General features: G+C 43.3%; 23 protein-coding genes. 18 read left to right on the plus strand and 5 right to left on the minus strand.

Features of this window, described 5'->3' with window-relative positions; all coding sequences use genetic code 11:
* Positions 1 to 607: 607 nt before the first annotated feature.
* From R7041_RS05065 to R7041_RS05085, 5 genes are all read left to right on the plus strand, one after another.
* Positions 608 to 4,273, plus strand: coding sequence for an ATP-binding protein (locus tag R7041_RS05065; RefSeq protein WP_206948990.1), 3,666 nt, complete (start codon positions 608 to 610; stop codon positions 4,271 to 4,273).
* Positions 4,257 to 5,423, plus strand: a complete 1,167-nt coding sequence (locus R7041_RS05070) for an EAL domain-containing response regulator (protein ID WP_206948991.1) — start codon at positions 4,257 to 4,259, stop codon at positions 5,421 to 5,423. The genes R7041_RS05065 and R7041_RS05070 overlap by 17 nt, the downstream gene beginning before the upstream one ends.
* Positions 5,416 to 6,012 (plus strand): response regulator transcription factor, encoded by a 597-nt coding sequence (locus R7041_RS05075; RefSeq protein ID WP_158159339.1) that lies wholly within the window; start codon positions 5,416 to 5,418, stop codon positions 6,010 to 6,012. Before R7041_RS05070 ends, R7041_RS05075 begins: the two co-directional genes overlap by 8 nt.
* A gap of 9 nt (positions 6,013 to 6,021) precedes the next feature.
* Positions 6,022 to 7,392, plus strand: coding sequence for a GGDEF domain-containing protein (locus R7041_RS05080; protein WP_017635346.1), 1,371 nt, complete (start codon positions 6,022 to 6,024; stop codon positions 7,390 to 7,392).
* A gap of 157 nt (positions 7,393 to 7,549) precedes the next feature.
* On the plus strand, positions 7,550 to 8,437 hold the full coding sequence (locus R7041_RS05085; protein WP_017635345.1) for a LysR family transcriptional regulator: 888 nt from the start codon (positions 7,550 to 7,552) through the stop codon (positions 8,435 to 8,437).
* Here the strand turns inward: R7041_RS05085 and R7041_RS05090 are convergent.
* Positions 8,434 to 9,042 carry a response regulator transcription factor gene (locus R7041_RS05090; protein WP_017635344.1) on the minus strand — a complete coding sequence of 203 codons (609 nt, stop codon included), beginning with the start codon at positions 9,040 to 9,042 and terminating at the stop codon, positions 8,434 to 8,436. The two genes, R7041_RS05085 and R7041_RS05090, sit on opposite strands and share 4 nt — an antisense overlap.
* Before the next feature lie 684 nt (positions 9,043 to 9,726).
* Here R7041_RS05090 and R7041_RS05095 point away from each other — a divergent pair.
* Positions 9,727 to 10,707: a chemotaxis protein gene (locus R7041_RS05095; protein ID WP_064369682.1), complete on the plus strand. Its 981-nt coding sequence runs from the start codon at positions 9,727 to 9,729 to the stop codon at positions 10,705 to 10,707.
* Between the two features lie 49 nt (positions 10,708 to 10,756).
* Here the strand turns inward: R7041_RS05095 and R7041_RS05100 are convergent, their stop codons facing one another.
* On the minus strand, positions 10,757 to 11,287 hold the full coding sequence (locus R7041_RS05100; RefSeq protein ID WP_042520741.1) for a prepilin-type N-terminal cleavage/methylation domain-containing protein: 531 nt from the start codon (positions 11,285 to 11,287) through the stop codon (positions 10,757 to 10,759).
* Positions 11,288 to 11,731: 444 nt separating this feature from the next.
* Between R7041_RS05100 and R7041_RS05105 the strand changes: the two genes are divergently transcribed.
* The 4 genes from R7041_RS05105 (at position 11,732) to R7041_RS05120 (ending at position 14,583) form a co-directional block, all read left to right on the plus strand.
* Positions 11,732 to 12,454 carry a sulfite exporter TauE/SafE family protein gene (locus tag R7041_RS05105; RefSeq protein ID WP_206948992.1) on the plus strand — a complete coding sequence of 241 codons (723 nt, stop codon included), beginning with the start codon at positions 11,732 to 11,734 and terminating at the stop codon, positions 12,452 to 12,454.
* A gap of 101 nt (positions 12,455 to 12,555) precedes the next feature.
* The gene (rarD, locus tag R7041_RS05110) at positions 12,556 to 13,461 is read left to right on the plus strand and encodes an EamA family transporter RarD (RefSeq protein ID WP_064369681.1); all 906 of its coding nucleotides are present in this window, start codon (positions 12,556 to 12,558) and stop codon (positions 13,459 to 13,461) included.
* A gap of 208 nt (positions 13,462 to 13,669) precedes the next feature.
* Positions 13,670 to 14,056, plus strand: coding sequence for an MAPEG family protein (locus R7041_RS05115; protein ID WP_005376510.1), 387 nt, complete (start codon positions 13,670 to 13,672; stop codon positions 14,054 to 14,056).
* Positions 14,050 to 14,583, plus strand: a complete 534-nt coding sequence (locus tag R7041_RS05120; RefSeq protein ID WP_064369285.1) for a hypothetical protein — start codon at positions 14,050 to 14,052, stop codon at positions 14,581 to 14,583. Before R7041_RS05115 ends, R7041_RS05120 begins: the two co-directional genes overlap by 7 nt.
* Positions 14,584 to 14,867: 284 nt before the next feature.
* On the opposite strand, the gene R7041_RS05125 is transcribed toward R7041_RS05120, so the two are convergent.
* Positions 14,868 to 16,232: an endonuclease/exonuclease/phosphatase family protein gene (locus R7041_RS05125; RefSeq protein WP_206948993.1), complete on the minus strand. Its 1,365-nt coding sequence runs from the start codon at positions 16,230 to 16,232 to the stop codon at positions 14,868 to 14,870.
* 394 nt (positions 16,233 to 16,626) lie between these two features.
* Between R7041_RS05125 and R7041_RS05130 the strand changes: the two genes are divergently transcribed.
* On the plus strand, positions 16,627 to 16,941 hold the full coding sequence (locus R7041_RS05130) for a DMT family transporter (RefSeq protein ID WP_005376506.1): 315 nt from the start codon (positions 16,627 to 16,629) through the stop codon (positions 16,939 to 16,941).
* A gap of 79 nt (positions 16,942 to 17,020) precedes the next feature.
* Here the strand turns inward: R7041_RS05130 and R7041_RS05135 are convergent, their stop codons facing one another.
* Complete coding sequence (locus tag R7041_RS05135) at positions 17,021 to 17,926, minus strand: DMT family transporter (protein ID WP_033906499.1); 906 nt, start codon at positions 17,924 to 17,926, stop codon at positions 17,021 to 17,023.
* 168 nt (positions 17,927 to 18,094) lie between these two features.
* Between R7041_RS05135 and R7041_RS05140 the strand changes: the two genes are divergently transcribed.
* The 3 genes from R7041_RS05140 (at position 18,095) to R7041_RS05150 (ending at position 20,768) form a co-directional block, all read left to right on the plus strand.
* A complete protein-coding gene (locus R7041_RS05140; RefSeq protein ID WP_005376504.1) occupies positions 18,095 to 18,553 on the plus strand; it encodes an NUDIX hydrolase in 459 nt (152 codons plus the stop codon).
* A gap of 104 nt (positions 18,554 to 18,657) precedes the next feature.
* The gene (locus tag R7041_RS05145; protein WP_064369283.1) at positions 18,658 to 19,230 is read left to right on the plus strand and encodes a GNAT family N-acetyltransferase; all 573 of its coding nucleotides are present in this window, start codon (positions 18,658 to 18,660) and stop codon (positions 19,228 to 19,230) included.
* A 125-nt stretch (positions 19,231 to 19,355) separates the two neighbouring features.
* On the plus strand, positions 19,356 to 20,768 hold the full coding sequence (locus R7041_RS05150; protein ID WP_017820990.1) for a coniferyl aldehyde dehydrogenase: 1,413 nt from the start codon (positions 19,356 to 19,358) through the stop codon (positions 20,766 to 20,768).
* Between the two features lie 175 nt (positions 20,769 to 20,943).
* Here R7041_RS05150 and R7041_RS05155 read toward each other — a convergent pair whose 3' ends face one another.
* Entirely contained in the window at positions 20,944 to 21,423 is a 480-nt protein-coding gene (locus tag R7041_RS05155; RefSeq protein WP_005376501.1) for an aminoacyl-tRNA deacylase, read from the minus strand.
* Between the two features lie 156 nt (positions 21,424 to 21,579).
* Here R7041_RS05155 and R7041_RS05160 point away from each other — a divergent pair, with 156 nt between their 5' ends.
* From R7041_RS05160 to R7041_RS05175, 4 genes are all read left to right on the plus strand, one after another.
* On the plus strand, positions 21,580 to 23,121 hold the full coding sequence (locus tag R7041_RS05160) for a glutamate synthase-related protein (protein ID WP_064354734.1): 1,542 nt from the start codon (positions 21,580 to 21,582) through the stop codon (positions 23,119 to 23,121).
* A gap of 186 nt (positions 23,122 to 23,307) precedes the next feature.
* The gene (gene katG, locus R7041_RS05165) at positions 23,308 to 25,482 is read left to right on the plus strand and encodes a catalase/peroxidase HPI (protein ID WP_064369282.1); all 2,175 of its coding nucleotides are present in this window, start codon (positions 23,308 to 23,310) and stop codon (positions 25,480 to 25,482) included.
* Positions 25,483 to 25,656: 174 nt separating this feature from the next.
* Entirely contained in the window at positions 25,657 to 26,109 is a 453-nt protein-coding gene (locus R7041_RS05170; RefSeq protein WP_017820987.1) for an antitoxin Xre/MbcA/ParS toxin-binding domain-containing protein, read from the plus strand.
* Between the two features lies 1 nt (position 26,110).
* Positions 26,111 to 26,581 carry an RES family NAD+ phosphorylase gene (locus R7041_RS05175; protein WP_064369281.1) on the plus strand — a complete coding sequence of 157 codons (471 nt, stop codon included), beginning with the start codon at positions 26,111 to 26,113 and terminating at the stop codon, positions 26,579 to 26,581.
* Positions 26,582 to 26,654: the final 73 nt, after the last annotated feature.

Below are 26,654 nucleotides of genomic sequence, written 5' to 3' on the forward strand. Positions count from 1 at the left end.
GGGGTACCAAAATGATGGTTTGTAGTGATATCTGGTGGGACGTTTTGGAATTGAGTTTTTATTTAAATTATTGATATTAAATGATAAATAATACGTACTGGTAAGTTGTGGGATTTTAATGCGGGTGTCCAGGAAACCACTGGATTGAGTTATTAACCATTTGAATTTAATACCTTAATTTTTCTAATGCTCCAGCGGTTGTAAAAGTAGCAATGTGAGTCTTGAGTAATACAATACTAGAACGCATTTTCTAAAACTGTGTTTACTTCAAGCTGCTCGAAACCGCGGAGTTGAGCTTTCTTTCATGTTAATACGCCAGTTTATCATGGAATGATGATGAATCATTCAAGATGAAAGTAAAAAGCTATGGCGTGCAAACCTAAAAGCACACATCCCTTATGTATACCGACTCGCAGTGAATATCCGTCTGGGTGAGAGACCGAACGCAAACGCTGTGTAGTCAAAGGTGGATTGTGTTGTCAGATTGTTCTGACGAATTTTGGTTTTTTGGTTTTATATCAAAGCTTTATTTTTATTTCGCTATTGAGCGAAGTTTGACTTTTATCTGACAAAAACTAGTCTGAGCTTCCATTCAGAGGAAGCAGTCATGCTCAGTATTCTTAGAAGTATTACGGTATCGTCCGTCGCCTTAATTTTTTTAGCGAGTTCTTTTTGCTCAACTGCCAAACAGAGTCCTAAACCGAAGGTCATCGTTGGTGTTATTGCGCAAGACGAAGCTAAAGACTCGTTTGACGGTAGCGTTGGTCCTTCGTACGGAATTAGTCTTGAGTATTTGTCTAACATTACTAAAGCTTTGGATTATGAGTTAGAACTTCGGACTTACAAGCATATTCCGTCTTTACTTGCGGATGTCGAAAGCAAGAGGATTGATGGTGCGGTTGGATTTAGTAAAACAGCAGCAAGAGAAAAGCGTTTCTTGTTTTCGATGCCTTTTTTTTCGAGCACTATCGCTGTTTGGTATCGGAATGCCACTTACCGAGATAGTGATGCGCGTGATCTTAAATGGGTGTGTGTTGAGGGCAGTGTATATTGTGACAACCTCACTGAACGCGGTATCGATAAGATACATTACGTTAAAACACGTTTAGAGGCGTTTAATGAAGTTAAGCGAGGTAAAGCGAACGCGCTGATTTACACTTATGTTGGTATTACCCAATATTTGGATTTGAATGACATTGTAAAAGGGGTTGTCGATATTCCCAGTTGGTTGAAAAACGAAGAGGTGAGTTTTATCGCTTCGTTGGACAAACAGAGTCTGATCGATGACATCAACAAAATCCTTCAGTGGGAGCAAAATGGAAAAAATATTCGCTCCGTCGCCTCGAAAAATCCTTACCATATCAGTGATAAGTTATTGGTAGATTACCGACGTAATCATCAAAACAAACTAGTGATAACTTACAGCAGCAGTGACGAAGCTTATCCGTTTCTCTACCGAGATTCGCAAACGGGCGAGCTAGACGGTTTCTTTCCAGACTTCATCGACTTATTGCAGTCTCGTACTGGCTTGAGCTTTAAGTATGTGAAACCGACGTCGAGCCTTTCTAATGGATTAACGGCATTTGATGCCGATATAGTCCCCGTTTCTTATGTGGGTGAGCTACCTAAGTCAGATTGGTTGTTCACTAAACCATTCATGCACAGTAATTACGTGGCTATCCAAGCGGAGCAGAGCAAGCGCGATAAATCTGCATTGAAAGAAGCGGGTATTCTGCTCACTTTGAAAAAGCAAGGGTTAGTTCATTTGGGCACTTGGCAGCAAGGCCAAGTTGATCATTATGATGATTTGAAAAAGCTGCTTACCGATTTGAAATCGGGCGTTTTGGATGTGGCTTACATTCCTGACGACATCGTTCACAACATGATTGCACAAGATCAAGTCGATGGCTTGGTGATCAATGCGGAGGACGTTTTGACGTTCTCTAATGCATTTGCGGTTGCAAACCACAATACACAACTGCAACACATGTTGAACAGCATCATCGAAACCATTGATTCTAACGAGATCGAAAAACTGCAGCGTTCTCACCGAAGCTTCAAACTGACTTATGGCTATGACGCGGAGCAGATCGCTACATTTGTTGTTGCTGGTTCATTCATATTCTGTCTCATGTTAATTGCGGCGTATTTCACCTTATCTCACATGCGACTTAAAGTGAGGTTAGCCGAATTTAATGCTGACAATGAGGAAGCGCAAAAGCAATGGCTGATGGACATCATCAAAGAGATCAATAGCTTGGTTTTTATCCATAGTGAAAATAACCATATGGAGATGAGCAATTGTGCCAACTACAACAGTAAACAGTGCCAACAATGTAAGTTGAAAAGTGATTCTACGCACGCTCCTCTGGTGAATAATTTTGATGAACTGACCACTGTTATTGCTGGAAAGCGTGTTTCAGAAGAGGTTGCCTCGTCGGGCTGTGAACTTGATATTAAACATGTATATCGAGAACGCAAAGTCATCGCTTCTCCTAGCGGTAAGAACAAGTTTGTACTGACGGTTATTCAAGATATTACCCAGCAAAAAGAACGTGAGCAGGCGTTAATCGATGCGCAAAAAGAAGCGCAAACCGCGGTACGTGCGCGCGAAAACTTTTTGGCAACCATGAGTCACGAATTAAGAACGCCATTGTCGGCAGCACACGGCATCCTCGATCTGCTAAATCACCAAGTGACGGCAGATTCAAATCGCGAGTTAATTGCCCAAGCCATACGCTCGCTCAATCATTTGAATACGCTAGTAGACGAAGTACTGGATTATTCAAAGTTAGAAGCAGGGCACTTAACCGTCGCCCCAGCTAAGACCGACTTGCTTAAAACCTTGTGCGATGTGTTTCGAAGCTTTGAACCACGAGCGCTCGCGAAAGGTTTGGATTACAAAGTGACAATCAAACCATTTTCGAATGCTTTCATTGAAATCGACGCGCTGCGATTGGTGCAAATTACCACCAATCTGCTCTCCAATGCGGTGAAATTCACTGCGGAAGGCGAGGTTGGAATCAGTGTCATTCTTCATGAAAAGCAGCTTATTTTGAAAGTGGCGGATTCAGGTATCGGCATGACGGATGACCAACTCGAAGGCATTCTCAATCCTTTTGTTCAAGCGGATGACACTATTACGCGTAAATATGGCGGTACTGGATTGGGGCTGAGCATTGTTGACCGATTGATCGACTGCATGGGCGGCGTGCTCTGCATCGATTCACAATTTGGCTTGGGCACGACGATTACCGTCAAACTGCCAATTGAGCATTGCGACTCTGAGCCAGACGTTTGTTTGAACTGGACGTATAGCGAGAGCTTACCACTTAATATTCGCCAGTGGTGTGACGCGTGGAAAATGCGTCCAGCGACGTTAAAAACAATGGTGGCGAACCTTCACCCTATACACGACAGCGATGCCAGTTTTAATGGCCTAATGCTGCGTGACGAACAAAGAGTACTTGGCAGTCTTACGCTAAGAGAGCTTAAGTATCCAGATATATTGTTCAATTTGCTCTGCCAAACGCAGCAAGACACCAAGCTTAGTGACGTAAATCAAGAAGTGGTTTCTTGGGTTCTCGGCACGGTACTGGTCGCAGAAGATAATCCCATTAACCAAAGCGTGATAGCAATGCAGCTTCATGAACTTGGAATCGAACCTGTCATTGTGAACAACGGCCGCGAAGCATGGGAATACATCAACCAAGATGAAAACGTTGTGTTGCTGCTGACCGATTTTCATATGCCAGAAATGGATGGCTATGAGCTTGTTAGGCACGTGAAAAACTCCGAATTTAAAGCTATTCCAATCATCGGTGTGACAGCAGAAGATGCTCGTCTTGCCATTGAACGTACACAGGATATCGGCATTGATGATGTGCTCTACAAACCCTATGACCTTAATCAATTAAAAACCGTTTTGATTCCATTTATTGGCGAAAAAGAGAGGGGGAGGCTGCCCGGCTGGATTAAACGGTTCAAAGCACAGGACGCAAAAGAGATTGCGCGCGTGTTTAGTCAATCAATGTCTACAGATATAAAAAACTTAAACGCCGCATCGACTGAGCGAGACAAAAAACGGGTCATTCATGGCATCAAAGGAGCGGTTGGGACGATAGGGGTAAGCATGCTGGCTGAGCTTTGTATTGAGGCAGAACGAGTTACTGCTGCGGAGTTTGACAGGCGAACAGCGGAGCTAATTTTACGAATCGAGCAGGAGATCGAAAACATAAACTATTGGGTAGAGACAAATGAATACACAATTTAATGTGATGGTGATTGATGACCATCCGCTACAAACCACAATACTTACGCAAATATTGGAACGCTATTGCGCGCAAGTCATCCCTTTTAACTGTGTGGATGCCGCTATTCAGAGTGTGCAGGAACAACATTTTGACGTAATTTTTTGTGATATCCAAATGCCCGGAAAAGACGGCATCGATATGATGGAAATGCTCGATGAAGTCCAGTACCAGGGGCAAGTTGTACTGGTCAGTGCAATGGAATTGACCATTATTTCTGCGGTAAGAGCCATGTGCGAGGGATTTAGTTTTGAAGTATTAGGGAAGCTGCCTAAGCCATACGATGAAAATGAAGTCGTTGATTTGTTGGGTAAAATAAAAGATGAAAAAGCGAAACAAGTCAGCTTTGCGCAACCTATTGAAGTGGAAGATCAAGAATTCCTGTTTGCTCTGGCTGAAGGGCGCGTGAAAAATTATTACCAGCCTTTAGTCGATGTGCAAAGTGGGGAAGTGCTTGGGTATGAAGCGCTCGCGCGTTGGAATCATCCTATTTATGGTGTGTTACCCCCTCATTATTTTTTGCCAATTGTAGAGCGTTGCCGCCTTTCTGGAGAGTTGTTTCAAGCTGTATTGAGTAATGTTATCTATGACATGAAACACCGCGGATTGACGCAAAACGTATCCATCAATGTAGACCATGAAAATTTAGAAGATACGGCGTTCTCTCACTACTTTTTACAGCAATGTTCAGAGAGCGAGATTGACCCATCACAAATCACCATTGAAATTACAGAGCGAGATACATTTCAGACTAGCGCGTCCCTGTACAAGAATTTACTCAAGTTGAGGATGAACGGTGTCACTGTCTCAATAGATGATTTTGGCACGGGTTCATCGACGTTTGAAAAACTGGCTCAACTGCCATTCAACGAGTTAAAAATCGATCGTTCGTTTGTACAAGGTGTCGAATGCGACATCAAAAAACACAACATCGTTGTTGCTATTTGCGCGTTAGCGAAAAGTTTGAATATACGACTGGTCGCGGAAGGTATTGAAGACGAAGTCACACTGCAAGCGATACGTGAGTATGGGATTGATCTTTGCCAAGGCTTTTACATTGATAAACCCATGCCACTAGAAGCCATAACCATACTAAATGAAAGATATGAATAAATTGAATTACTTGATCTTTGACGATCATCCTCTCGTTTGTGTTGCGATCAAGTCGTTGATGGAAGAATTAGGTAAAACAAACGGGGTATTTACTGCAACATCAGCGAAGATGGCATTACAAATATTGAAAAAGGAAGAAATTCAACTGTTGATCTTAGATGTGAACTTGGCAGATTGCGATGGGTTTGATTTCTACAAACGTATCAAATCCCATGGTTATGAAGGCAAAGTCATTTTCTTCTCCGCTGAAACTAGCCAAATGTACAGCCAAATGGCTTTTCGTTCTGGCGCTGATGGCTATGTGTGTAAATCGGAAAATCACGACATTCTTAAAGACGCGATAGAAGCGGTAGAGAAGGGGTATACCTTCTTCAAATTTAAGCAAGTTGTTAACAGCGTTCGAGAAATGCCACAACTTTCAAGCAGAGAAAGTGCAGTAATGAAGTATTTACTACAAGGAAAGTCCAATAGAGAAATCGCTTCAGTGCTATCAATAAGTGATAAAACAGTCAGCACATACAAACGCCGTCTATTGGATAAATTTAACGTAAAGAACATTGTTGAGCTAACAAGAGTGGCGGGGGCGTAAGACCGCATCATGACACTTAAAAGTATCGCGTTGTCTCTTTTCATCGCAACATTACTATTCGTCACTTCTGTCACAATGATTGGTGCGGTGTTAATTTCTTATGAAGTAAAGCAGTTCAACACTTACGCGAATAATTTAGCCAAAATAAAACAAAAAGTAATTCTCATGGGGCTATTGACGGAAGCGCAGCTCGAGCAATACAAAGGTATGAGCGTGAGTGAAGTAGAAGCGCAAACAGAGCTGAGCTTTCAAGATGCGATTTACTCCCTGTCACGTTATGAAAAACTTAATTACGTTGAAGCTGTTGCACGGAAATCGCTTCATCAGGCTGAAGCGTATTTATCAAATGCGTTCAATCGACAAAATGCCGTTATGTATTTTCGTTCTTATACTGGAAACAAACTCATCTTAGAGAGACCGATTGAAGCGCTAGAGGGAGTGAAAGCCACATTTGATGTTGATTGGTGTAAAAGTAACTATTCTTGTGTGTTAGCCGCGTGGAAAGAACAACTGACGGACCGGGTATTGTTTTCCCTACCATTTAAAACGACATACTCCGATGACATGGCGATAAGCATCATGAGTCCGGTTTACTTTCAAGGTGAGTTAGTGGGGGAGTTCTCGGAACAATTGTACCTCTCGCCGCTTTACAATGATGGGAAAGCGGTAGATGTTCAAATAGCGAATGGGAACAAGCAAATGGTGATTTATTTCGCTGGCTACCCCTTTCCATCATTCGCGTACACCCAATCATATGTCGCAGACAACAACAATCTTATCGTTTACATGTACCCATTCAGTAAAATTGTACTGGATTACGTGTTCTTGTTTATCATCTTCTTTTTCGTAACTTTAGCGTATTACAACAAAGCTTATGAATCTAAAGAGAGCAAACTTCGCCTCGCGAAAGCACTGACGAACGTGACGAAAGATGATTTAACGGGATTGTTTAACCGCAGAGTCTTTCAAGATAGCGAATTCAAACGTCGTTTGGAAACCGCGCCATATTCTGTCATTGCAATAGATGGCGATAGGATCAAGCGAATCAATGACCATTACGGTCACCATGTAGGGGACGAAGTTATTGGGATTATTGCTGATGCTATGTCTAAAGTGTTTCGAAATAGTGATTATCTAGTTCGAACTGGTGGTGATGAGTTTGTTGCGATTCTGCCGGGTTGCAGTATCAGTCAATCTTCAATATTGGCGAAGAAGCTTCGTAGTGTCGTTAAAGATAACCGACTAAAGACCTTGGATATCGAAGTTAGTGTGAGTACTGGTATCGCGGCGAATGAATTACACGAAACGCTTCAGGACGTTATTGTACGTGCAGATGAAGATCTCTATGAGATGAAAAAACATAGACAAAAGTCCCATTAAGCAGCGCTAGTATTGACTCAATGTTAAGTTACGGAACATAACCATGACATAACTGTTTGATTAATTTGACCAAACAGAATGAGTGGTCTTTTATATTAGAGCAGTCAACAAATAGTGATTGCTCTATTTATTCTCGACCTTACATTTGGTGTCGCACGTGAACAAAGATCTCGACTTAAACTTACTTAAAATACTTGTCTTACTGGATAAGCACCGTCAGCTCAAGCCCGTTGCGAAAGCGATGGGGAAGAGCGAAGCGTCAATTAGCAAATACCTTGCCCGATTGCGACTCCAGCTAAACGATGAATTGTTTATTCGGCATCCTCACCACATGGAACCGACGGACTATTTAAAACGTCAATTACCTAAAATTTCCGATGCACTCGAGAAGCTTGAAACTTGTCTAATTAGAGATGAGTTTGAACCGGAAAATTACGAAAAAGACATCACCATTTGTTTACCGCAAACCGCTCAATACTCATTTGGGCATTTACTTGCAATGGATTTAATGGCGCTGTTTCCCAAGGCGCACATTTCGATAGCAACGATTACAGAGTATACGATAGAAGAGATAATCCTAGGCAAAGTGGATGCGCAGTTACATTACTTCAACGAGGATGTTCCGAAATCTGTTTATCAGAAGTTCATCGGCTATGCGCCTGCTGTGGTAGTTGTCCCTGAAGAGCTGGGAATTACCACCCTGGAAGAAGCGGCCAAACTTCCCTTTATCATGTTAGAGATTATCGGTTGGAAAGAGAAAGAGCAGCTCGTTAAGCGTGCAATGGAAAGCCACGGTATGGTCATCAACCGTATTGCGGCTCTAGACAACGTAAGCAGCGTATTGAAGCTAATTAAGCAAAAAAGCGCCGCAACCGTATTACTTGAATATCAGGCGCCAATTGATGGATATAAATTTATAAGAGTGCCAGAGCATTTTTACCCAGATGGCTGGCCAAAAGTGGTTGTACAGGTGAAGCAAAGCTTAAGACATGATGCAATGCACCAGTTGTTAATCGGTGCTATTGCAAAATACATGAGCGCTTAGCGGCAAAACTCAATGTTTTCTGACTGAGGAATAGTATGCAGAAGTTCAATCAACGTGTCCGCATGGTACTTTTTCAGAATACGCGTTTTGTAGGTGCTGATTGTTTTAGCGCTGAGTGAAAGTTGTTCAGAAATCTTCTTATTTGAGTAGCCTTGTACAAGATAATGGAACACCATGGCTTCGCGATTTGAAAGTGTTACGTTACCCGACGATGGTGTGTGAGTCGACTTAAACATTGAGTAACCGCGTGAAACACTCACAATTGCGTCGATAATGGTCTCTCTTGTTTCATGCTTGCTTAAGAAGCCGTTTGCGCCCATTTCGTACGCTGCTTTAGAAAGACTCGAGTAGTCGCGTGAAGAAACAAATAACAGTCGGCCACGATATCCCGTCGCTAAAATGTTTTTGGCTAAACGCATACCATCGCGGTCGCCAAGCACTACGTCTAGAATAATCAAATCAATCTTTTGGCCTCGAACAAGATCCATCACTTCCGCACTGTCAGTGGTTTGAATCACTTCAGCTGCGTTGATTATAGATTCAACTAGAGAAGCAAGTGCTTCGCTATACAATGGTTGAGCGTCGATAATAAGAACATTATTCAAAGTTAACCTCACCTAATACATCAACTAGTGTGCTGTCAGGCGACAGCGCAATTGGATGAATAGGATTGTAGGAAAAACCTTGCTAAGAGGAAGGAAAATGACTCTTTCCAAAAGTGAAAATCAGTGTCTTGATTATGGGAATAACGATGTCAGGTATTGAAATACCTAGTGATAGGATGATTGCTTAAAACTTACGCTGACAGAAAACTAACAAACTGAAAGTGTTCTTTCAGTGTTCTATGCCTTCAGATTTTCTTGCGATGCCTCTAGCGCTTCGATTTAAACTCGTGTGTTCACAAGCGCAGTTTTATACCATGCCACTTGAAGAGAGCTTGTTCTACACCAGGCATGAGCACAGTAGCCAACTTTGTACTGATATCTGTTAGATAGGTTTGGCTATTGACGCTGAACATCACTTCAAATTATTTCTAAACTTTTCATTGACTCTGCCGCTAAAAGTGGAGGTGTTAATTCGCACTTTGGCCACTCATAATGTCGTGTTCAAAAATGAGACAATTTTACATGGTTTGGTATGGAAATGTGCGTTAGCCGTCCTTTTGATGGTTTACAAATTTTGTTGTAACGACTAAAAAGGACTTTTGGATTTTTAGCCAGAGAATGGCTTCTCATGGCGTTTGCATCAAACTTTTTCTGATGCGTATTTTTGGTTGGATAATTGGCTTTATGAGTAACGTAACCAGCACCATTTTGACAGAAAGTGGTACCAATGAGCTTGAAATCATCGAGTTTCATTTAGAAAAAACATTGCCAGATGGCAGCACAAAAACTTGTTATTACGGCATTAACGTTGCGAAAGTACGAGAAGTAATTCGCGTGCCAGAAACAACCGATTATCCAAACGCACAACCTCATATGATTGGTGTGTTCTCATCCAGAGATGTACTGACGCCTTTAGTGGACTTAGCTGGTTGGTTAGGTGTGCCAACACGACAAGATCTGGAGCGCAAGTTTGTAATCGTTACGGATTTCAACAAAATGACCAATGGCTTCTTAATTGACAGCATTTCTCGTATTCATCGTATCTCTTGGAATGATGTGGAATCACCAAGTCAGTTTTTGGAAGCGGGTGAACAAGATTGTGTAGTAGCCGTTGTCCGTAAAGAAGGCAACCTGATCATGATTCTCGACTTTGAAAAAATCATCGCAGACATCAACCCAGAATTGAGTATGGAAAAATACGATGTGAAAGGGGACAAGTCGGTGGATCTCAACCAGAGAATGGTCGGTAAGCGTAATGCTAAAACGATCATGGTGGTGGATGACTCAGCATTTATTCGCTCTTTGATCCAAGATACATTAGCGTCTTCAGGTTACAATGTGATCACATGTAAAGACGGTGGTGAGGCGCATGAGAAGTTGATGAGCTTGATCGAGGTCGCGAAAGAAGAAAATTTGCCAGTTAAAGAGCTATTAGATGCGGTGGTTACGGACGTAGAAATGCCTCGAATGGATGGTATGCACTTAGTGAAGAGACTACGCGATACCGAAGCGTTTCATAAAATGCCGATCATTATGTTCTCGTCATTGATGAGTGAGGATAACCGAGCGAAAGCACTATCTCTTGGCGCAAATGATACGATTACCAAGCCAGAGATTGGCCGCATGGTGAATATGATGGATAAATACGTGTTTAACTTTGCGTAAAAAACCGATCAGATGAAACAAATAAGGCTGCCGATTGGCAGCCTTATTTTTATTGAGGGCAGGGAAGAATCTCTAAGGTGTAACTCTCGTTTGGAGTCTGCGGCGGCCCATATAAAATTCCACATTGTGTAAGGCTAGCTCTTTTTTCGTCGGCTGCAGCAATGACCATTTCGCGAGTTGTTGAACCAGCCGGGTGATGAAATGTTTTCCAATCCGAGTCTTCTTCGTTCAGTCCTTGCACGAGTAACTTCATCGATTCGCTATCAGAATCAGGGTATCCATATAAAAAAACACAGCGCTTTGAACCACCAATATTACAGCCGTCAAATGGTAAATCTGCCATTAAAGCACTGTCTACGAAGTTTGAAACGTAAGGCTTGCTTTCCAATCCCGCAATCGCCATTTTCCCATAACCGACGCCTAATGCTGACGCAATAGCGCCTTTCATTCCTTCCAAACGAGCTTCACGTGCATCACTTTGAAGGTTTAAAAAGCGTGGCGCGGCAGTGACAGCAAGAATACCGAGCACGACAATAACTACGACTAACTCTATTAGAGTAAATCCCGTTTGTTTTTTCATATTATTTTCACAGCAAGTTAAAGGTAGAAAAACACTGACCGTACACTTGTTTATTGTGTAAATAAGTACGGTAATGATAAATCGATCAGTAGTATAAGGAGGTGAGTTGTAAAGTGCTATACCGACGCCGCACTAATTGACTGAATCCATTAAATGCAATGGAGAATTCACGGGTCTAATTCTGCTAGATTTTAAGAGGTCATTAATTCCGCTGAAGAAATGCTGCGTGAACAGGCGAGCATGAATCCTCTTCGATGTAAGCAAACATGTACATCAGCGGAATGAAATACAAAATGCAAATGAGGGCGAACCGCACAAATGGATTGTCTTTTTATTCACTTTGATGAATGCTACGCGGAATTCATATCGCAGTATGCCTGAGGTATTCGTCATGTGAATGTGTTTTGGTTTTGTGTTTATTTTTCAAATATAAGAATAATCTAAATGGAATTCGATTCGATAAACTTCCTTGCAATAGGTTTGATATTTCTTGGCTCTTATGTCCAGACCGCAATCGGTTTTGGCTTGGCTATTGTTGCCGCACCTTTACTGATTCTTTGGGCGCCAGAATATGTTCCTGCGCCAATCTGTTTAGTCGCGTTATTTATTTCGTTGATGAATGCGATGAAGCACCGCAGTAGTGTTGAAATCGGCGGCTTAAAGATGGCGTTGATTGGGCGAGTGCCGGGATCAATTGCTGGTGGCTTGCTACTCTTTTTTGTATCTACACAAACTCTCACGCTTTGGATTGGTTTGTTGGTGCTGTTTGCAGTCTTGGTGAGTGTTTTACCGTTTCGGGTTGAGCCTACGCCTTCGCGTATGACATGTGCTGGTTTCTTTTCTGGGTTGTTTGGTACCAGTTCTGCGATTGGAGGCCCTCCGATGGCGTTATTGTTGCAGCATCAAGAAGCAAATCAGTTACGCGGCAACTTATCGGCTTTTTTTGTTTTCAGTTCGATTATTTCACTAATAGTACAAATCCCAGTGGGCTTCTTCACATTGCATCATTTGGTCATTACTATTCCTCTATTACCTGCTGCGGTGCTTGGTTACTGGCTAGCAATGAAAACTACCCAGTCGTTACCAAAAGAAAAGATTCGGTTTGGGGCACTTATGTTGTGTTTTGTGAGTGGCTTTACCGCCGTCGTACAAGCGTTGAGCCAATAATGCCATCTGCATCATAAAGCACTGCGAGATTGCATTCCTTTTTATGTATGGCGGACTTGTTTACTTACGCCAAATTGGTCGTTTAGATGGGCGATAGTTTTATGAATAACACTCGTTATGGCACTTTTATGGCAGCATTCTCCTTTGTGATCTGGGGATTGCTACCAATTTATTATCGTTATTTACCAAATGCTTCTATGGATGAGTTGCTAGCATGGCGAATCATTGGGTCTGTACCTGTCGGGTTTCTAATTGTACTTGGGATAACCCGTCGAGGGCTGAATTGGAAAGAAATCTGGCTTGATAAAAAATCCTTGTGGTACACGTTTGTGGCGAGCAGTTTGATGTGTATTTCTTGGAGTGCGTTCACTTGGGCTTTGACCCATCATCGGGTCATCGATGCCAGCTTAGGCTTCTTTATTGGGCCATTAGTATCTGTTGCGCTGGGCGTATTTATTCTTGGGGATAGGCTCTCAAAAGGCAAACTTATTGCAATAGTGTTGGCAACAATTGGTGTTATGTATCAAGTGATTCACTATGGTCAGCTACCCGTTATCGCACTAACGATGGGGTTGTTCTTTGCTTTGTATGGGCTGTACAAGAAGAAGATAAATTATGACTGGAGTACAACCTTGTTTGTTGAGGCGTTGTTACTGACTCCAGTTGCACTCGCATATTTGCTCTATAAACAATGGGCAACTGGTGAACTGGCTTCGGGCACAGATACCACAACATTGCTTTTGTATTTTGGCAGTGCACCTATCACACTTTTACCACTCGTATTTTATTCTATCGCAATACGTATAACTAATTTATCAACCGTCGGTCTAATGCAATACATCGAACCAAGCTTGCAGTTTGTGTTGGCAGTTATGTTTTTTGGCGAGTTGTTTGACGAAGTGAAAGCGGTGACCTTTGCATTTATTTGGGCAGGGCTGTTGTTCACAATTTTTGAAAGTATTATCAAAGGGCATCGGCGCAAAAAGCTGGTCAAACACCCCTTATAGTGGTTTCAATATTCTCACATATTAGCTTCTTTATTCTTATGCCCTCCATTCGAGGGCATTTTTAATGTCATGAAGCATTGGCTTTCGTTTTTTTCCGAGTAGAAATCATAACTTGAGATTATTTGACGCATTATCATAATGATACCGCTATAGTTATAGCCAAGTGACACGCTTATATAAGTGAAAACCAGATCAAGAAGGACGACATATGATCACAGCTCTGTATGCCAACATTCTCGCAATACTCATTATTTGGTTGGCTGTTCAAGTAATTAAGCAACGTCGCTTAAATCAAATTGCTTATGCAGATGGTGGGGTAGAGGCTCTACAAATTGCTCGTAGTGCCCAGAGTAATGCGACAGAATATATCCCTATCACCCTGATTTTAATGGCACTTTTAGAATTCAATAGTGCTTACCCAACATGGATACATCTCACCGGTATTATTTTTGTAATTGGTCGAGTTATTCATGCTAAAGGCATATTGAAAAAAGACTTGAAAAAGCGCATTAGAGGGATGCAGGTGACATTTCTGGTGATACTTTCATTGGTTGTGTTAAATATGATTTACCTGCCATACGATAAGTTATGGTAAGTCTGCGACGTTACATTCCACCACCATGGGTACTCGTTCTGATTGGATTAGTACTGAATATTGGCGCGATCATCGTTACTAGCTTAGTCCTTGATAAGTTGGGTAAACAGCACTCGCAGCTCGCAGAGCAAACAGCAGAAAACTTGTATTCCATCCAACTCGCATGGAACAGTGTGGAAACCCTAGAAAGGAAAAGAGAAGCTTTACTGCTGCATGTGCACATAAGTCAGAGCGTAGCGATACCTTTAGAGCTAGAAGAGGTATTAGCAGGGCATTTATCTTCTTGGGTTCACAACGAGTCGGATGAAATACAAATTGATCAACTTCCGCAACTAATGTCAAAGATAAATCAGGCACAAGCTTCGTATAGAGACCGCATCGATAATTACTACATTGAGAATGTAGGGCTCAATGAGGTAATGGCAAAGCAGGATGAAAAGATCGCTTGGTACAAGAATATCGGACTCTTCTTGCAAGTATTCGGACTTGCGTTAATCCTTGCACGCGACTTAGCTAGGAAGCAATAAAAGCAAGAGCTAAAGATCAGGTTTATTGCGAAATGCCAATGGTAGTTTGCAAATTGCAATTTATTCTTTGAGCAAACAGTAGCTATTGGTTAAGTTTTAATGAAAGTGATTAAATAACAACCTGTTTTTGTGCGCTGAAAAGTTGGCACGCCTCATGCTTTAGTATGAGTGACCCTTTCTAAGCCGAGGGTCACCTAGCCAACTGACGTTGTTAGTGAACCATCTTGTTCACAAATATATACAGCCAATCACGACTCCTTGTGGTTGGCTTTTTTTTATGCAGTCTAGAACTGTGCTTTAATCCAGATCATGCGATGGTCGGAAGATACATCCTTACCATCACCATACTTACCGATACGTGCATCGTTAAATAGTTTACGGCCCTCTTCATAAGACGCTGACCAGTACACACCAGAGTCTATTACATTCAAATCTGCTGAAGGCAAGGCATAGTCTACCCCTAAGCCAAACGTTGAAGTGATGCGATTCGGATATGAGTGAGTTGAACTGCGGTCAACAGCGTGTTCAGCTGCACCAAAGCTTGTTGGGTAAAGCTCACCATTCATCACGGTTTGGTTAACCAATGGATCGTTGTGCAGCTCTTGCATTACAGAGCTAATACCGTCACCAGCCACTGGATCAAGGTTTTGATCACCCATCATTACGAATTTAGCGCCGTTCGTTAAGCCACCTGTTTTACCCGCATCGTCGTAAAAATAGTCTTTGCCTTGAATGTAATGATGCCAAAACTCCACTTCTGCTGCGTTTTGCGCTTTGTTTTTACCGGTGTCAAATACTGGTGGAGTAGGATGAGACATCAACAAGTGTACAACTTCCTCGCCATTGCGAGTTGGAATGATGATTGGCGCGTCGACGTGATTTTTCGAAGATAGATGCACTTGATCCCATTCTTCCGCTGAGTACCATTCATCACCACACTTCATGCCGTCTGGAATCTTTTGCGAACCGTCACAGATAGTAATGGTTGGAATTTTCGCACCTTCCATATCTTTCCATTTAAATGCTTGGAATGTACGTGTGTTTGCTGTGTCAATTTTATACTTAGACATAAGGGCAAATGCATATTGACCATGGTACATGCCAAAGCCCCATGCATCACCTGGCATTTGACCTGCGGTTCCGTTGTTGTCGAGATCAAACTCACTCAACAACCCTGTATTAGTTGAATAAGATTCAGCATAAGGGTATTCAATAGGCTCAAGGTTTGCTTCACCGCCCGCGCCATCGATACTTTGCGCGACAGACAAGTAGTTCTTCTGGAATCCTTCAATGGCTGCTTTGTTTTCGCCTGTTCCGTCGTTGTTGTATTCCGCCATCATAAGAACATCAGGACGATTCTTTTGAATGATTGCTGCAACGTTACGAATTTGAATGACTTTTTCCGCAGTGGTTTTGTCTTCGGCTGCGATTGAACCGTCTAAATAAGAGGTGACCAACGCAGCTTGCTGCGTTGGTTCAATTTGCATTTCATCTACCAAAGTTTCGAAGGTAGCGCGGTCAAAAGAGAGGTTGTAAGTCGCTATTTTTACTTCTTTAGGCTGGACATTGACGTATTCAGTATCGTCATTACATCCAGATAGTAGAGCGGCGCCAACAAGGACAGCGATAGAGGTTTTGATTGCTTTCATGGGTACGTCATACCTTATAATTAATTCGGCTGAATATTAAAGTCATCAGTCATTGTTTTAAGCGATATTAGTCACACAAACGTTTTCATATTTACATGTTCAATTAGTTTTTGTGTGATTTGTGCAATAAATGCAACACTTTCAACACCAGAAGGTTATATGTAAATTGTTAAAAAACGGTGTCGTTATTGATGCGAAATAGAGAGTCCGCCACCGTTAAAAAGAAAAGCGTAGAATTTAAGAGTGCATGAGATGTTTGAGTTGTATGCTTATCGACGTGTTTTATTTTTTATGTTTAGATTTCCGTATATAATAAGTAGTCAATCAGAAGTGAGGACGACCTCACCGCTCTATCTTTTCTCGGGGACGACCCCATCTCGTTGGGAAATGTGACATGGCTTGGGGAATTCTCTTCATTGCGGGCTTGTGTGAAATCGCATGGGCTGTCGGTCTTAAATATTCACAAGGGTTTACCAAATTCGGTGCTTCGGCATTCACTATTGTCTTTATGTTATTGAGCTTTTGGTTGCTTGGCATTGCGTTAAGAACCTTGCCTCTAGGCATTGCTTATGGCGTATGGGTAGGGATTGGCGCAATAGGCACGGCAGTCGTGAGTATTTATCTGTTCAATGAGCCAGCAACACTTATCAAAGCCTTAAGCTTGCTAATGATTGTCGCTGGTATCGCAGGGTTAAAAATATCAGCTTAACGTTAGGCTAAACACAAAACAGCCAGAGTCACTCTGGCTGTTTTTCTAAATGTCGTGTTTACGGTTCTGGGTAGGTATATCAAGCGTTGCGCTTAACAAAAGGTAATCGCAAGTGATGACCAAACGCATTAATTAATGCGCCTGTAACAATCAGACCGCCACCGACGTACGTCCAAATGATCGGAACCTCGCCAAAGAAAATGATGCCTAACAACACAGAAAATACGATCTGGATATACGAATAAGCGGAGGCTTTACCCGCTTGTTGAGTTTGCATCGCTTTGGTTAACCCCAATTGTCCAATTTGGGTAAAGACACCAACTAGAACCAACATGAAAGTCAGATATAGATCGGGCATTACAAAATCGTCGCCAATCAGTAAGAGTGAAGCGGGGAGAGCAACCAACGGGAAATAGAAAATGATCACTGAGCTGTCTTCTGTCTGACTCAGTTTTCTGACAATGACGTAGGCAATTGAGCTACCAAATGCGCCTAAGATCGCAATCATGACGCTAAACATTGGTAAAGCGCTATCTGAGCCTTGCCCAGTTTCTGGGCTTACCATGATATAGATGCCGAGTAAGCACAACGCAATACAAAGGAAAGTTGACGGCTGGATGCGCTCTTTCAAGAAAAATACGGCGAGTAGTGCAGTAAATACCGGATGAATATATTGGAATATCGTCGCTTCTGCCAAAGGTAAGGTGGTCACTGAATAATATACACACATCAGAGCCATCGTGCCCACAGCACCGCGTGCAAATAGTAATGGCTTATTATTGCCCCATACAGAAATTCGTTTTCGCTTTACATCGAAATAACTAATGATAAGTGAAACGAGCGCTCTTGCTGCAACGATTTCAAAAACGGGGATACCGTAGTTGCCGACGTGCTTTACTGTAGCCGACATCAGAGCAAAGCCGAACGCGGAAAGCACCATAAAGCGCACACCGATGGGAATCATAGTGTTGAATGAATTGGACATTTTACTGCTCATTTGTTGCGACAGATCTCACTTTAGCATACTTAGTTAGCGATTAAATCCTCTAAACTCAAACACTTCTGTCGACAAGATGAATAAACAGTAGAATACGTAGCAATTAATCTGCCTCTCTCAGCGTAACAATAAAAACTCGATATTTAAGGAGCTTACATGATCCCGATAAAAGCAACGCATGTTTCAGGCGTTGTCATTTCAAAAATTGATGGCATAGAAAAAATGCTGTTACTCAAACGCGTAAAAGGTGGCTATTGGTGCCATGTTGCAGGTGGTATCGAAGCGGGTGAAGCCGGGTGGCAAACCATTTTAAGAGAGTTAAAAGAAGAGACACTAATTGACCAAGTTGAGTTACATACAGCAGACTTTCTAGAGCAGTTCTACGAAGCAAAAAATAACCGTATCATGGTTATCCCATGTTTTGTGCTATTTTGTCCGCCTAACCAATCAGTTGTTCTTAACGAAGAGCATACAGAGTATCGCTGGTGTACGCTTGAAGAAGCTAAGCAGCTGGCTCCGTTTGCCAATCAGCATCACCTATATGAACATGTATGGAAACATTATGTAGATGTGGCATCACTAACGCCATTTACGCTGATCGATCAAAAGGGCTAAATGAACGGCAACGGCTTTGATTAGTTTTTATAGAGAGGTTTGTTCTCATAAAATGAAGCGTTAGGATTTGCGCTGAGCGTTCACAATAAAAAGGAATAACATCTATGGATGAAGTCACATGCCAAGAGACGTATCAAGGAAATCACTTACAGAAGCGTTTTTCCGTCTCGCAAAGGATCTCAATTGAGCCCCTCAACACGAAACACGCATCCGCTTTACTAGAGGTTGTGAACACTCACCGAGAGAGCCTTGAGGGCTATCTACCTTGGACGGATTCTGTCACGAATCATAGAGAGGCCGTGAACTACATTTCCCAGCGAGTGAACAGTAACGCGCTGGATTCCCACTGGTGCGCAATTTATTTTGATGAGCAACTTACGGGTGTTATTGGCATTAAAGGTGTGGATTCACATACACGTGTTACTGAAATTGGCTACTGGCTTGCCAACAATGGGCGAGGCCATCGTGTGATTGATCAAGTACTCGCAGTATTGATCCCTTTTTTGAAGAAGAAAGGGCACGCACAATTCATTCAGTTCCATTGTTTGGAAGATAACATCGCTAGCATCAATATTGCTGAGCGTGCAGGCGCCACATTAAAAGAATACGTTGATCATGAGTTTGATATGCTTGACCGCTCTCAACGACTAGGCATTTATGAACTACGTTTGATGTAGTATCCACCCCAGAAATATTTTAATCAGAGTTCGAACTCTAACTTCACGAGCGCTACAATAGTAACATTGTTGCGCTCGTGTTAACTTGGGGCGTCATTGGCAGAAACTAGGCTAGGAGAAGCATCATGAACGCAATCACAGAGGTTGAAGTAGATAACTTGTTACAGCAAAGCCTCGAACGCTTAAAAGCGGCATATGCAGCCGAGCCTTATCCTAGTTTGGATGAACGTAAACAGCGCCTCGTTTTGTTAAAAAAATCGCTGCTTGAGAACAAACAAGCGCTGGTTGAAGCGTTAAGTGACGATTTTGGCTATCGCTCAGAATTTGATACCGCTATGACCGACGTTTTGCCAACGGTCTCGCATATTAATTATACCCTCAAACGACTAAAAAAATGGTGCAAACCCAGCAAGCGCGAATCCGGCTTATTGCTTGCACCTTCTAAAGTAACCGTTCAGTATCAACCGTTAGGTGTCGTCGGGATCATTTCACCGTGGAACTTTCCTGTGATTTTGAGCCTTGCGCCTTTAGTGACAGCATTGGCTGCTGGCAACCGCGTGATGATGAAGCTCAGCGAATTTACGCCAAAAACCAATAAAGTCATCGTCGATATTTGCCGTGGGTTGTCTGAGTATGTCGAAGTTTTTGAGGGTGAAGCAGACGTCGCACAAGCATTCAGCCAACTGCCATTCGATCACCTTTTGTTCACGGGTTCTACGAGTGTTGGCCGCGCAGTGGCAAAAGCGGCAGCGGAAAACCTTACCCCGGTGACGTTAGAGTTGGGTGGAAAGTCCCCGGTGATCATTGCAAAAGATGCAGACATGAAGAAAGCCGTTGATGCTATCTTGTTTGGTAAATGCATTAATGCAGGCCAGATTTGTGTCGCGCCTGACTACGCATTTGTACCGCAAGAACGTGTCGAAGAGTTCATTTCGCTATTCTTAAAACGTTTTGAAAAGCTCTATTTAAAATCCAACAAGAATCAAAAGCTGACCCATATTGTCAACCAACGACAATATGATCGTTTGACTGCGCTACTTGAGGATGCAAAAGCGCAAGGTGCTAACCTTCACACTGTTGAAGCGTCGCCCCAAGAGGAACGACTTCTGTATCCTCATTTGGTCACGGACGTGTCGCCGAATATGCGAATCATGCAAGAGGAGATCTTCGGGCCATTTCTACCTGTTAAGCCCTACAATGCCGTTGATGAGGCGATTGACTACATTAATCAGCACCAAAGACCACTTGCGCTGTATGTTATGTCGGACGACAAATCGACCATCAAACATATTGTACGCAACACCCACAGTGGTGGCGTCGGCGTTAATGATACGGTTTTACATGTTGGCGCTGAAGATGCGCCTTTTGGTGGCGTTGGTGAATCGGGTATTGGGCATTATCACGGAGAGGAAGGATTCAGAACTTTTAGTCATGCGAAAACCATTCTTCACACACCGAAATGGTTGCCAAGAACGAGCGTATTAATGCGCCGTAGGGCTATGGCGATAAAAGCGATCCAAAAGATCTTTGTTCGATAATAATTATGATTTGATTGATAAAAAACCGCCCGAATAGGCGGTTTTTTGTTTCTATATGCTCTGAAACGCTGGGCACCAAAGTCCGAGAAACTTCCATCGCGTGCTACCAACAAAACAAAGAAAGGCTCTTGTTGATAGAGCCTTGTTCAGGAAGTGTCGAGAGATCTTGGCAAGTTTAATGTAGAACTTCACTGCTGAATCTTAGATATCTACAGTCGTTCATCAGTTCTTTAAACGCCTTTCGGTCCAGCTTAATCAGAGTTTCATGATCGCCAGCTTCAAGGTAGACATGTTCCAAGTTTGCTAGTCTTTCATCGCAAACTGTCGACATGTGGTAAGGGCTACCAATCGGTGGAATAGCGCCGTGTTCACAATCGGTGAAGAGTCGGTAAACCATACGCTCTTTCACCAAGTGGAAGGTGGCATTAAATTCGTCGTTTAATCTCGACAAACTGATTTTGTTGTTGGCAGGTAAGACCGCCATCATATGACGCCCTTCATGATCCTCAAGAATCACACCTTTTGCGATATTCATTAAAGGCACACCTGCTGCAACACCACTTTGTAGCGAGCTATGACTGTGGCTGTGATTCACGGTTTGAAAGTGAATGTTATGCTCAGTCAAATATTCATCTAATCGGGTTGCAATCGTCATATAGCCTCCACGTGTATGAGACCCATAAAAAGTATAGGTTAGTCGGGCGACAATCGCGCATTTTACTCGGCGACACTGACGCTCTTTACGCTCCTGTTCTACGCTTATTGCAAGCCAGCGAGAAAGCATGGTTAACAATAATAAATAGGGGGCAACATGAGCAAGCCAATCATCGCTGATAACAAGCCGATCAAAGTAGAGTTGAAAGCTGGGCAAGAATATTACTTCTGCCGATGTGGGCGTTCTAAAAATCAACCTTACTGCGATGGGTCTCATTCGGGAACCGGCTTAAAGCCAATGAGCTTTAGTGCGGAAAAAGACGAAGATGCCTATCTCTGCCAATGTAAGCATACCGCCAATGCTCCTTTTTGTGATGGTACACACAAGCGATTTACCGCAGAGCAAGTCGGTAAAGAGGGACCGGAACAAAAGCGAGAGAAAAGAGACAAACCAACGGCGTCTGCTACTCAAGAAGAACCAACCCTCGAGTTTATCCACCAATTAGCGAGAGAGGGACTCTCTAAACTCGGTCATCATGGTCCGATGGCTGCAATGGGGGTTCCTAGGCATTTGCTACCACATTGGGATGCTATACAAATCATGGTGGCGCAAATGGCGACACAACCGTTGTTGGAAGACGTTCCTGTGTCTACCGAGTTGATTGTGGGACCAAACGCGCGTAAGCCGCTCAGACTCGCCATTCCTTTGTTGGTGTCGGACATGAGTTTTGGCGCACTTTCTGAAGAGGCGAAAATTGCACTAGCAAAAGGTGCAGAGTTGGCAGGGACTGGGATTTGCTCTGGTGAGGGTGGCATGTTACCGGAAGAGCAAGCCGCCAATTCACGGTATTTCTATGAGCTTGCTAGTGCTCAATTTGGCTACGACGAATCTAAGCTTCTTAATGTTCAGGCGTTTCACTTCAAAGGCGGGCAAGGAGCAAAAACGGGCACGGGTGGTCATCTGCCTGCAAATAAAAATGTAGGTAAGATCTCTCAGGTAAGAGGCATCCCCGAGGGACAACCAGCGATATCACCACCAACGTTCAAAGATCTTCACACTACTCACGATTTCAGAAAGTTTGCTGACAGAGTTCGTGGCATCACAGGCGGTATTCCAATTGGATTTAAACTCAGTGCCAACCATATTGAGCAAGACATTCAGTTTGCGCTTGATGCTGGGGCTGATTATATCATCTTAGATGGTCGCGGTGGTGGCACGGGTGCGGCGCCAACTATGTTCCGTGATCATATTAGTGTTCCCACCATCCCTGCATTAGCTCGTGCACGTAAGTACTTAGATGAAAAAGGCGTAAGTGACCGCGTCACATTAATCATCACCGGTGGGTTGCGAGTTCCTACGGATTTTGTCAAAGCGTTGGCACTTGGAGCAGACGGAGTAGCGATAGCAAACAGTGCGATGCAATCGATCGGTTGTGTCGCGGCTCGCATCTGCAACACCAATAATTGCCCGGCAGGCATTGCGACACAAAATGCCGATTTGAGGCAGCGTCTCGACGTTGAAAAGTCATCCCAGCAACTGAAAAATTTCTTCGAATCCTCGGTCGAGCTCATGAAAGTCATGGCGAGGGCGTGTGGTCATCACGCTCTGAATGAATTTAGTCATCATGATTTAGCGACCTGGGATCACAACATGGCGAGGCTGTCTGGGATTAAGTATTCAGGTATGGACTTAAACTGATCTCTATCCATATTTTCTGCATATAGGTACATGTTTGATAACAATTATTTATTCGCTGAAATGTTTGAAATTTTGACTTGGCGTTAACTAAAAAAACAGTGTATGAACTACGCTGTTTGAGGTGGATATTCGATTTATTGAATAACAAAGAGTGGTTACCACAACCACGACACGAAGGAGCATTATATGAGCAAAGCAAACGGCGGTTCGGTAGGTAAATGTCCAGTTATGCATGGTGGGCAAACATCTACAGATAAGTCGGTGATGGATTGGTGGCCGAATGCCTTGAACTTAGACATCCTGCATCAACACGACTCCAAAACCAACCCATTTGGTCAGGACTTTAATTACAAAGAAGAACTGAAAAAGCTAGATGTCGAAGCACTTAAAAAAGATTTAAAAGATTTAATGACTGATAGCCAAGACTGGTGGCCTGCCGACTGGGGACACTACGGTGGTTTAATGATCCGAATGGCATGGCATGCAGCGGGCAGTTATCGTATTGCGGATGGCCGTGGCGGTGCTGCTACAGGCAACCAACGCTTTGCTCCTCTCAACTCTTGGCCAGATAACGCCAACCTGGATAAGGCTCGACGCCTTTTATGGCCAATCAAGAAAAAATATGGCAACAAACTAAGTTGGGCAGACCTGATTGTCCTTGCCGGTAACATGGCGTACGAATCCATGGGCTTTAAGACCTTTGGCTTTGCGTTTGGACGAGAGGACATCTGGCACCCAGAAAAAGACACTTACTGGGGCTCTGAGCAAGAATGGTTAGCCACAAGTGACGCTGATAACAGCCGCTACTCTGGTGAGCGAGATTTAGAAAACCCGCTTGCTGCGGTAATGATGGGTCTTATCTATGTGAACCCTGAAGGGGTAGACGGTAACCCAGATCCTCTCAAAACAGCACATGACATGCGAGTGACCTTTGCGCGAATGGCAATGAACGATGAAGAAACCGTCGCGCTCACAGCTGGTGGTCACACGGTGGGTAAGTGTCATGGTAATGGTGATGCCGCAAACCTTGGCCCAGAGCCCGAAGCAGCAGACGTTCATGAGCAAGGTCTTGGCTGGATTAATCACAAAACACGTGGTATTGGCCGTGACACGGTAACGAGTGGTATTGAAGGTGCTTGGACAACACACCCTACACAATGGGATTACGGATACTTCCACCTACTATTTAAGTATGACTGGGAACTGAAAAAGAGCCCAGCCGGCGCATGGCAATGGGAGCCAATCGACATTGAAGAACAAGACAAGCCTGTCGATGTTGAAGATGGTTCTAAGCGCTACAATCCAATCATGACCGACGCCGATATGGCGCTCAAAATGGACCCTGAATATCGTAAGATTGCAGAAAAGTTCCAAAATGACCCTGCGTACTTTGATGACGTTTTTGCTCGTGCCTGGTTTAAGTTGACACACCGCGATCTAGGACCAAAATCATGTTATTTCGGCCCTGATGTGCCAAGCGAAGATCTTATTTGGCAAGACCCAACGCCCGCAGGTAAGACAGACTACGATGTTGATTTAGTAAAAACAAAAATCGAAGCAAGTGGCCTATCCATTAGTGAGTTAGTTAGTACGGCGTGGGATAGTGCGCGTATTTACCGTGGCTCTGACCGCCGAGGCGGTGCAAATGGCGCGAGAATTCGCTTGGCTCCGCAAAAAGATTGGCAAGGGAACGAACCTGAACGTCTAAGCTGTGTTCTTGCTGTGCTAGAAAAAATAGCAGCAGAAGAGGGCTGTAGTGTTGCAGACGCTATCGTGCTTGCTGGGAACGTAGGTATTGAACTGGCTGCGCGTGCCGCAGGTCATAATGTTTCCGTACCATTCGCGCCAGGCCGAGGTGATGCCACCCAAGAGATGACGGATGTGGAATCGTTCGAAGTACTTGAGCCTGTTGCTGACGGTTTCCGAAATTGGTTGAAGAAAGACTACGCGGTTAAGCCAGAAGAGCTTTTATTAGATCGTGCTCAGCTTATGGGGCTAACGGCGCCAGAAATGACGGTACTTATCGGTGGTATGCGCGTTCTAGGCAGTAACTACGGCGGTGGAAAAGAGGGCGTATTTACTGACCGAGTAGGCACTTTGTCGAATGATTTCTTCGTGAACCTTACTGACATGGCATATACGTGGAAACCAGTGAGTGCTAATCAATATGAAATCCGTGATCGTAAAACCGACGCTGTGAAGTGGACGGCTACTCGAGTGGATCTTGTCTTTGGTTCAAACTCGATCCTGCGTTCGTATGCGGAAGTGTATGCGCAAGATGATAATCAGGAAAAATTCATCCATGACTTCATCGCCGCATGGGCGAAAGTCATGAACGCGGATCGTTTTGACTTGCAATAAGTGAAACGATGTTCATCGATAGATGCGTAAACAAAGTTGATGAATAAGTAAGAGAGGCGGGCGAAAAGCTCGCCTTTTTCTTTACCTATCTTTTTACTTTGATTGTTACTTTGATTGAAAACTAAGCTCATTTGAACCATAATAACCGGACCATATGAACCACAGGAGCTTGATATGGCAACTGCAGCATTAAAAAGCTTCAAACCGAAACAACCTCATAAAGCCAATTTCTGGTTTATGTTGGGTATTGAAGACGCTGAAACAGGTCGCACTGATGCGGTTCACAAAGGCTTTGAGCCAAAGGTGTATCGCAATATTGTTGAGCGTGTGAAGCTTTCTCAGAGTGAGTTTCAAAACGTCACATTGATACCTGTTAGCACGATCAAGCGTCGTCTAAAAAACGATGAGCGCTTCAATACGCAAGAAAGTGATGCAATCTATCGATTAGCGATGTTATTGAAACTCGCGACAGAACTGTTTGACGACGAAGAGCGCGCGTTAAAATGGATGAGAGAGAATGTGTATGGCTTAGGTGGAAAACGTCCACTTGATATGGTCTCGACCACGGTGGATTTTGAAATCGTAAAAGATTTGATCGGCCGTTTAGAGCACGGGGTATTCTCGTAATATGAAGCTCTATCGTCTCACACAAAAGAAATTTGCTGACACGCCATTCAGCCCCGTTGGCGCAAAGTTATTTGGAGGGCGATGGAACTCAAAAGGAACCGAAGCCCTCTACTTCTCTGAATCGGAATCCCTTTGCTCGTTGGAAGTGTTTGTGCACGTAAACAACGATCCTGCTATCACCAAACTTTACGATTTATATCGTATTGAAATGCCAGAATACCTCATCGCCACCTTAGATGAAGAAGATCTCCCTGTGACGTGGCGAGCAATACCGGCGAGCGAGTCTACGCAGTACATTGGTGATCAGTTTCTCAATGATCCTCATCCAGAGTTTGCCGCGCTGCAAGTGCCTTCAACGATTTCACCTCGTGATAAAAACTACGTGGTTAATCCAAATCATCCCAAAATAAAAGAGATCATCAAGAAAGCCGAAAAGCTCGATTTCGCGTTTGATCCGCGCATTTTCAAATAGACGTGCTGGTTTTGTCTTGCTTTAAAGCATTCAGCGCTTACCTGAGATAAGCGCTGAAGCATAAAAGTTTATT

Source organism: Vibrio sp. 1751 (assembly GCF_033339895.1).
Taxonomy (GTDB): Bacteria; Pseudomonadota; Gammaproteobacteria; order Enterobacterales; family Vibrionaceae; genus Vibrio; species Vibrio alginolyticus.

Excerpts from the sequence above, each read along its gene's own strand:
- R7041_RS05065 (WP_206948990.1), top strand. The coding sequence starts at position 608 with ATGCTCAGTATTCTTAGAAGTATTACGGTATCGTCCGTCGCCTTAATT.
- R7041_RS05070 (WP_206948991.1), top strand. The coding sequence starts at position 4,257 with ATGAATACACAATTTAATGTGATGGTGATTGATGACCATCCGCTACAA.
- R7041_RS05075 (WP_158159339.1), top strand. The coding sequence starts at position 5,416 with ATGAATAAATTGAATTACTTGATCTTTGACGATCATCCTCTCGTTTGT.
- R7041_RS05080 (WP_017635346.1), top strand. The coding sequence starts at position 6,022 with ATGACACTTAAAAGTATCGCGTTGTCTCTTTTCATCGCAACATTACTA.
- R7041_RS05095 (WP_064369682.1), top strand. The coding sequence starts at position 9,727 with ATGAGTAACGTAACCAGCACCATTTTGACAGAAAGTGGTACCAATGAG.
- R7041_RS05100 (WP_042520741.1), bottom strand. The coding sequence starts at position 11,287 with ATGAAAAAACAAACGGGATTTACTCTAATAGAGTTAGTCGTAGTTATT.
- R7041_RS05105 (WP_206948992.1), top strand. The coding sequence starts at position 11,732 with ATGGAATTCGATTCGATAAACTTCCTTGCAATAGGTTTGATATTTCTT.
- rarD (WP_064369681.1), top strand. The coding sequence starts at position 12,556 with ATGAATAACACTCGTTATGGCACTTTTATGGCAGCATTCTCCTTTGTG.
- R7041_RS05115 (WP_005376510.1), top strand. The coding sequence starts at position 13,670 with ATGATCACAGCTCTGTATGCCAACATTCTCGCAATACTCATTATTTGG.
- R7041_RS05120 (WP_064369285.1), top strand. The coding sequence starts at position 14,050 with ATGGTAAGTCTGCGACGTTACATTCCACCACCATGGGTACTCGTTCTG.
- R7041_RS05125 (WP_206948993.1), bottom strand. The coding sequence starts at position 16,232 with ATGAAAGCAATCAAAACCTCTATCGCTGTCCTTGTTGGCGCCGCTCTA.
- R7041_RS05130 (WP_005376506.1), top strand. The coding sequence starts at position 16,627 with ATGGCTTGGGGAATTCTCTTCATTGCGGGCTTGTGTGAAATCGCATGG.
- R7041_RS05135 (WP_033906499.1), bottom strand. The coding sequence starts at position 17,926 with ATGTCCAATTCATTCAACACTATGATTCCCATCGGTGTGCGCTTTATG.
- R7041_RS05140 (WP_005376504.1), top strand. The coding sequence starts at position 18,095 with ATGATCCCGATAAAAGCAACGCATGTTTCAGGCGTTGTCATTTCAAAA.
- R7041_RS05145 (WP_064369283.1), top strand. The coding sequence starts at position 18,658 with ATGGATGAAGTCACATGCCAAGAGACGTATCAAGGAAATCACTTACAG.
- R7041_RS05150 (WP_017820990.1), top strand. The coding sequence starts at position 19,356 with ATGAACGCAATCACAGAGGTTGAAGTAGATAACTTGTTACAGCAAAGC.
- R7041_RS05155 (WP_005376501.1), bottom strand. The coding sequence starts at position 21,423 with ATGACGATTGCAACCCGATTAGATGAATATTTGACTGAGCATAACATT.
- R7041_RS05160 (WP_064354734.1), top strand. The coding sequence starts at position 21,580 with ATGAGCAAGCCAATCATCGCTGATAACAAGCCGATCAAAGTAGAGTTG.
- katG (WP_064369282.1), top strand. The coding sequence starts at position 23,308 with ATGAGCAAAGCAAACGGCGGTTCGGTAGGTAAATGTCCAGTTATGCAT.
- R7041_RS05170 (WP_017820987.1), top strand. The coding sequence starts at position 25,657 with ATGGCAACTGCAGCATTAAAAAGCTTCAAACCGAAACAACCTCATAAA.
- R7041_RS05175 (WP_064369281.1), top strand. The coding sequence starts at position 26,111 with ATGAAGCTCTATCGTCTCACACAAAAGAAATTTGCTGACACGCCATTC.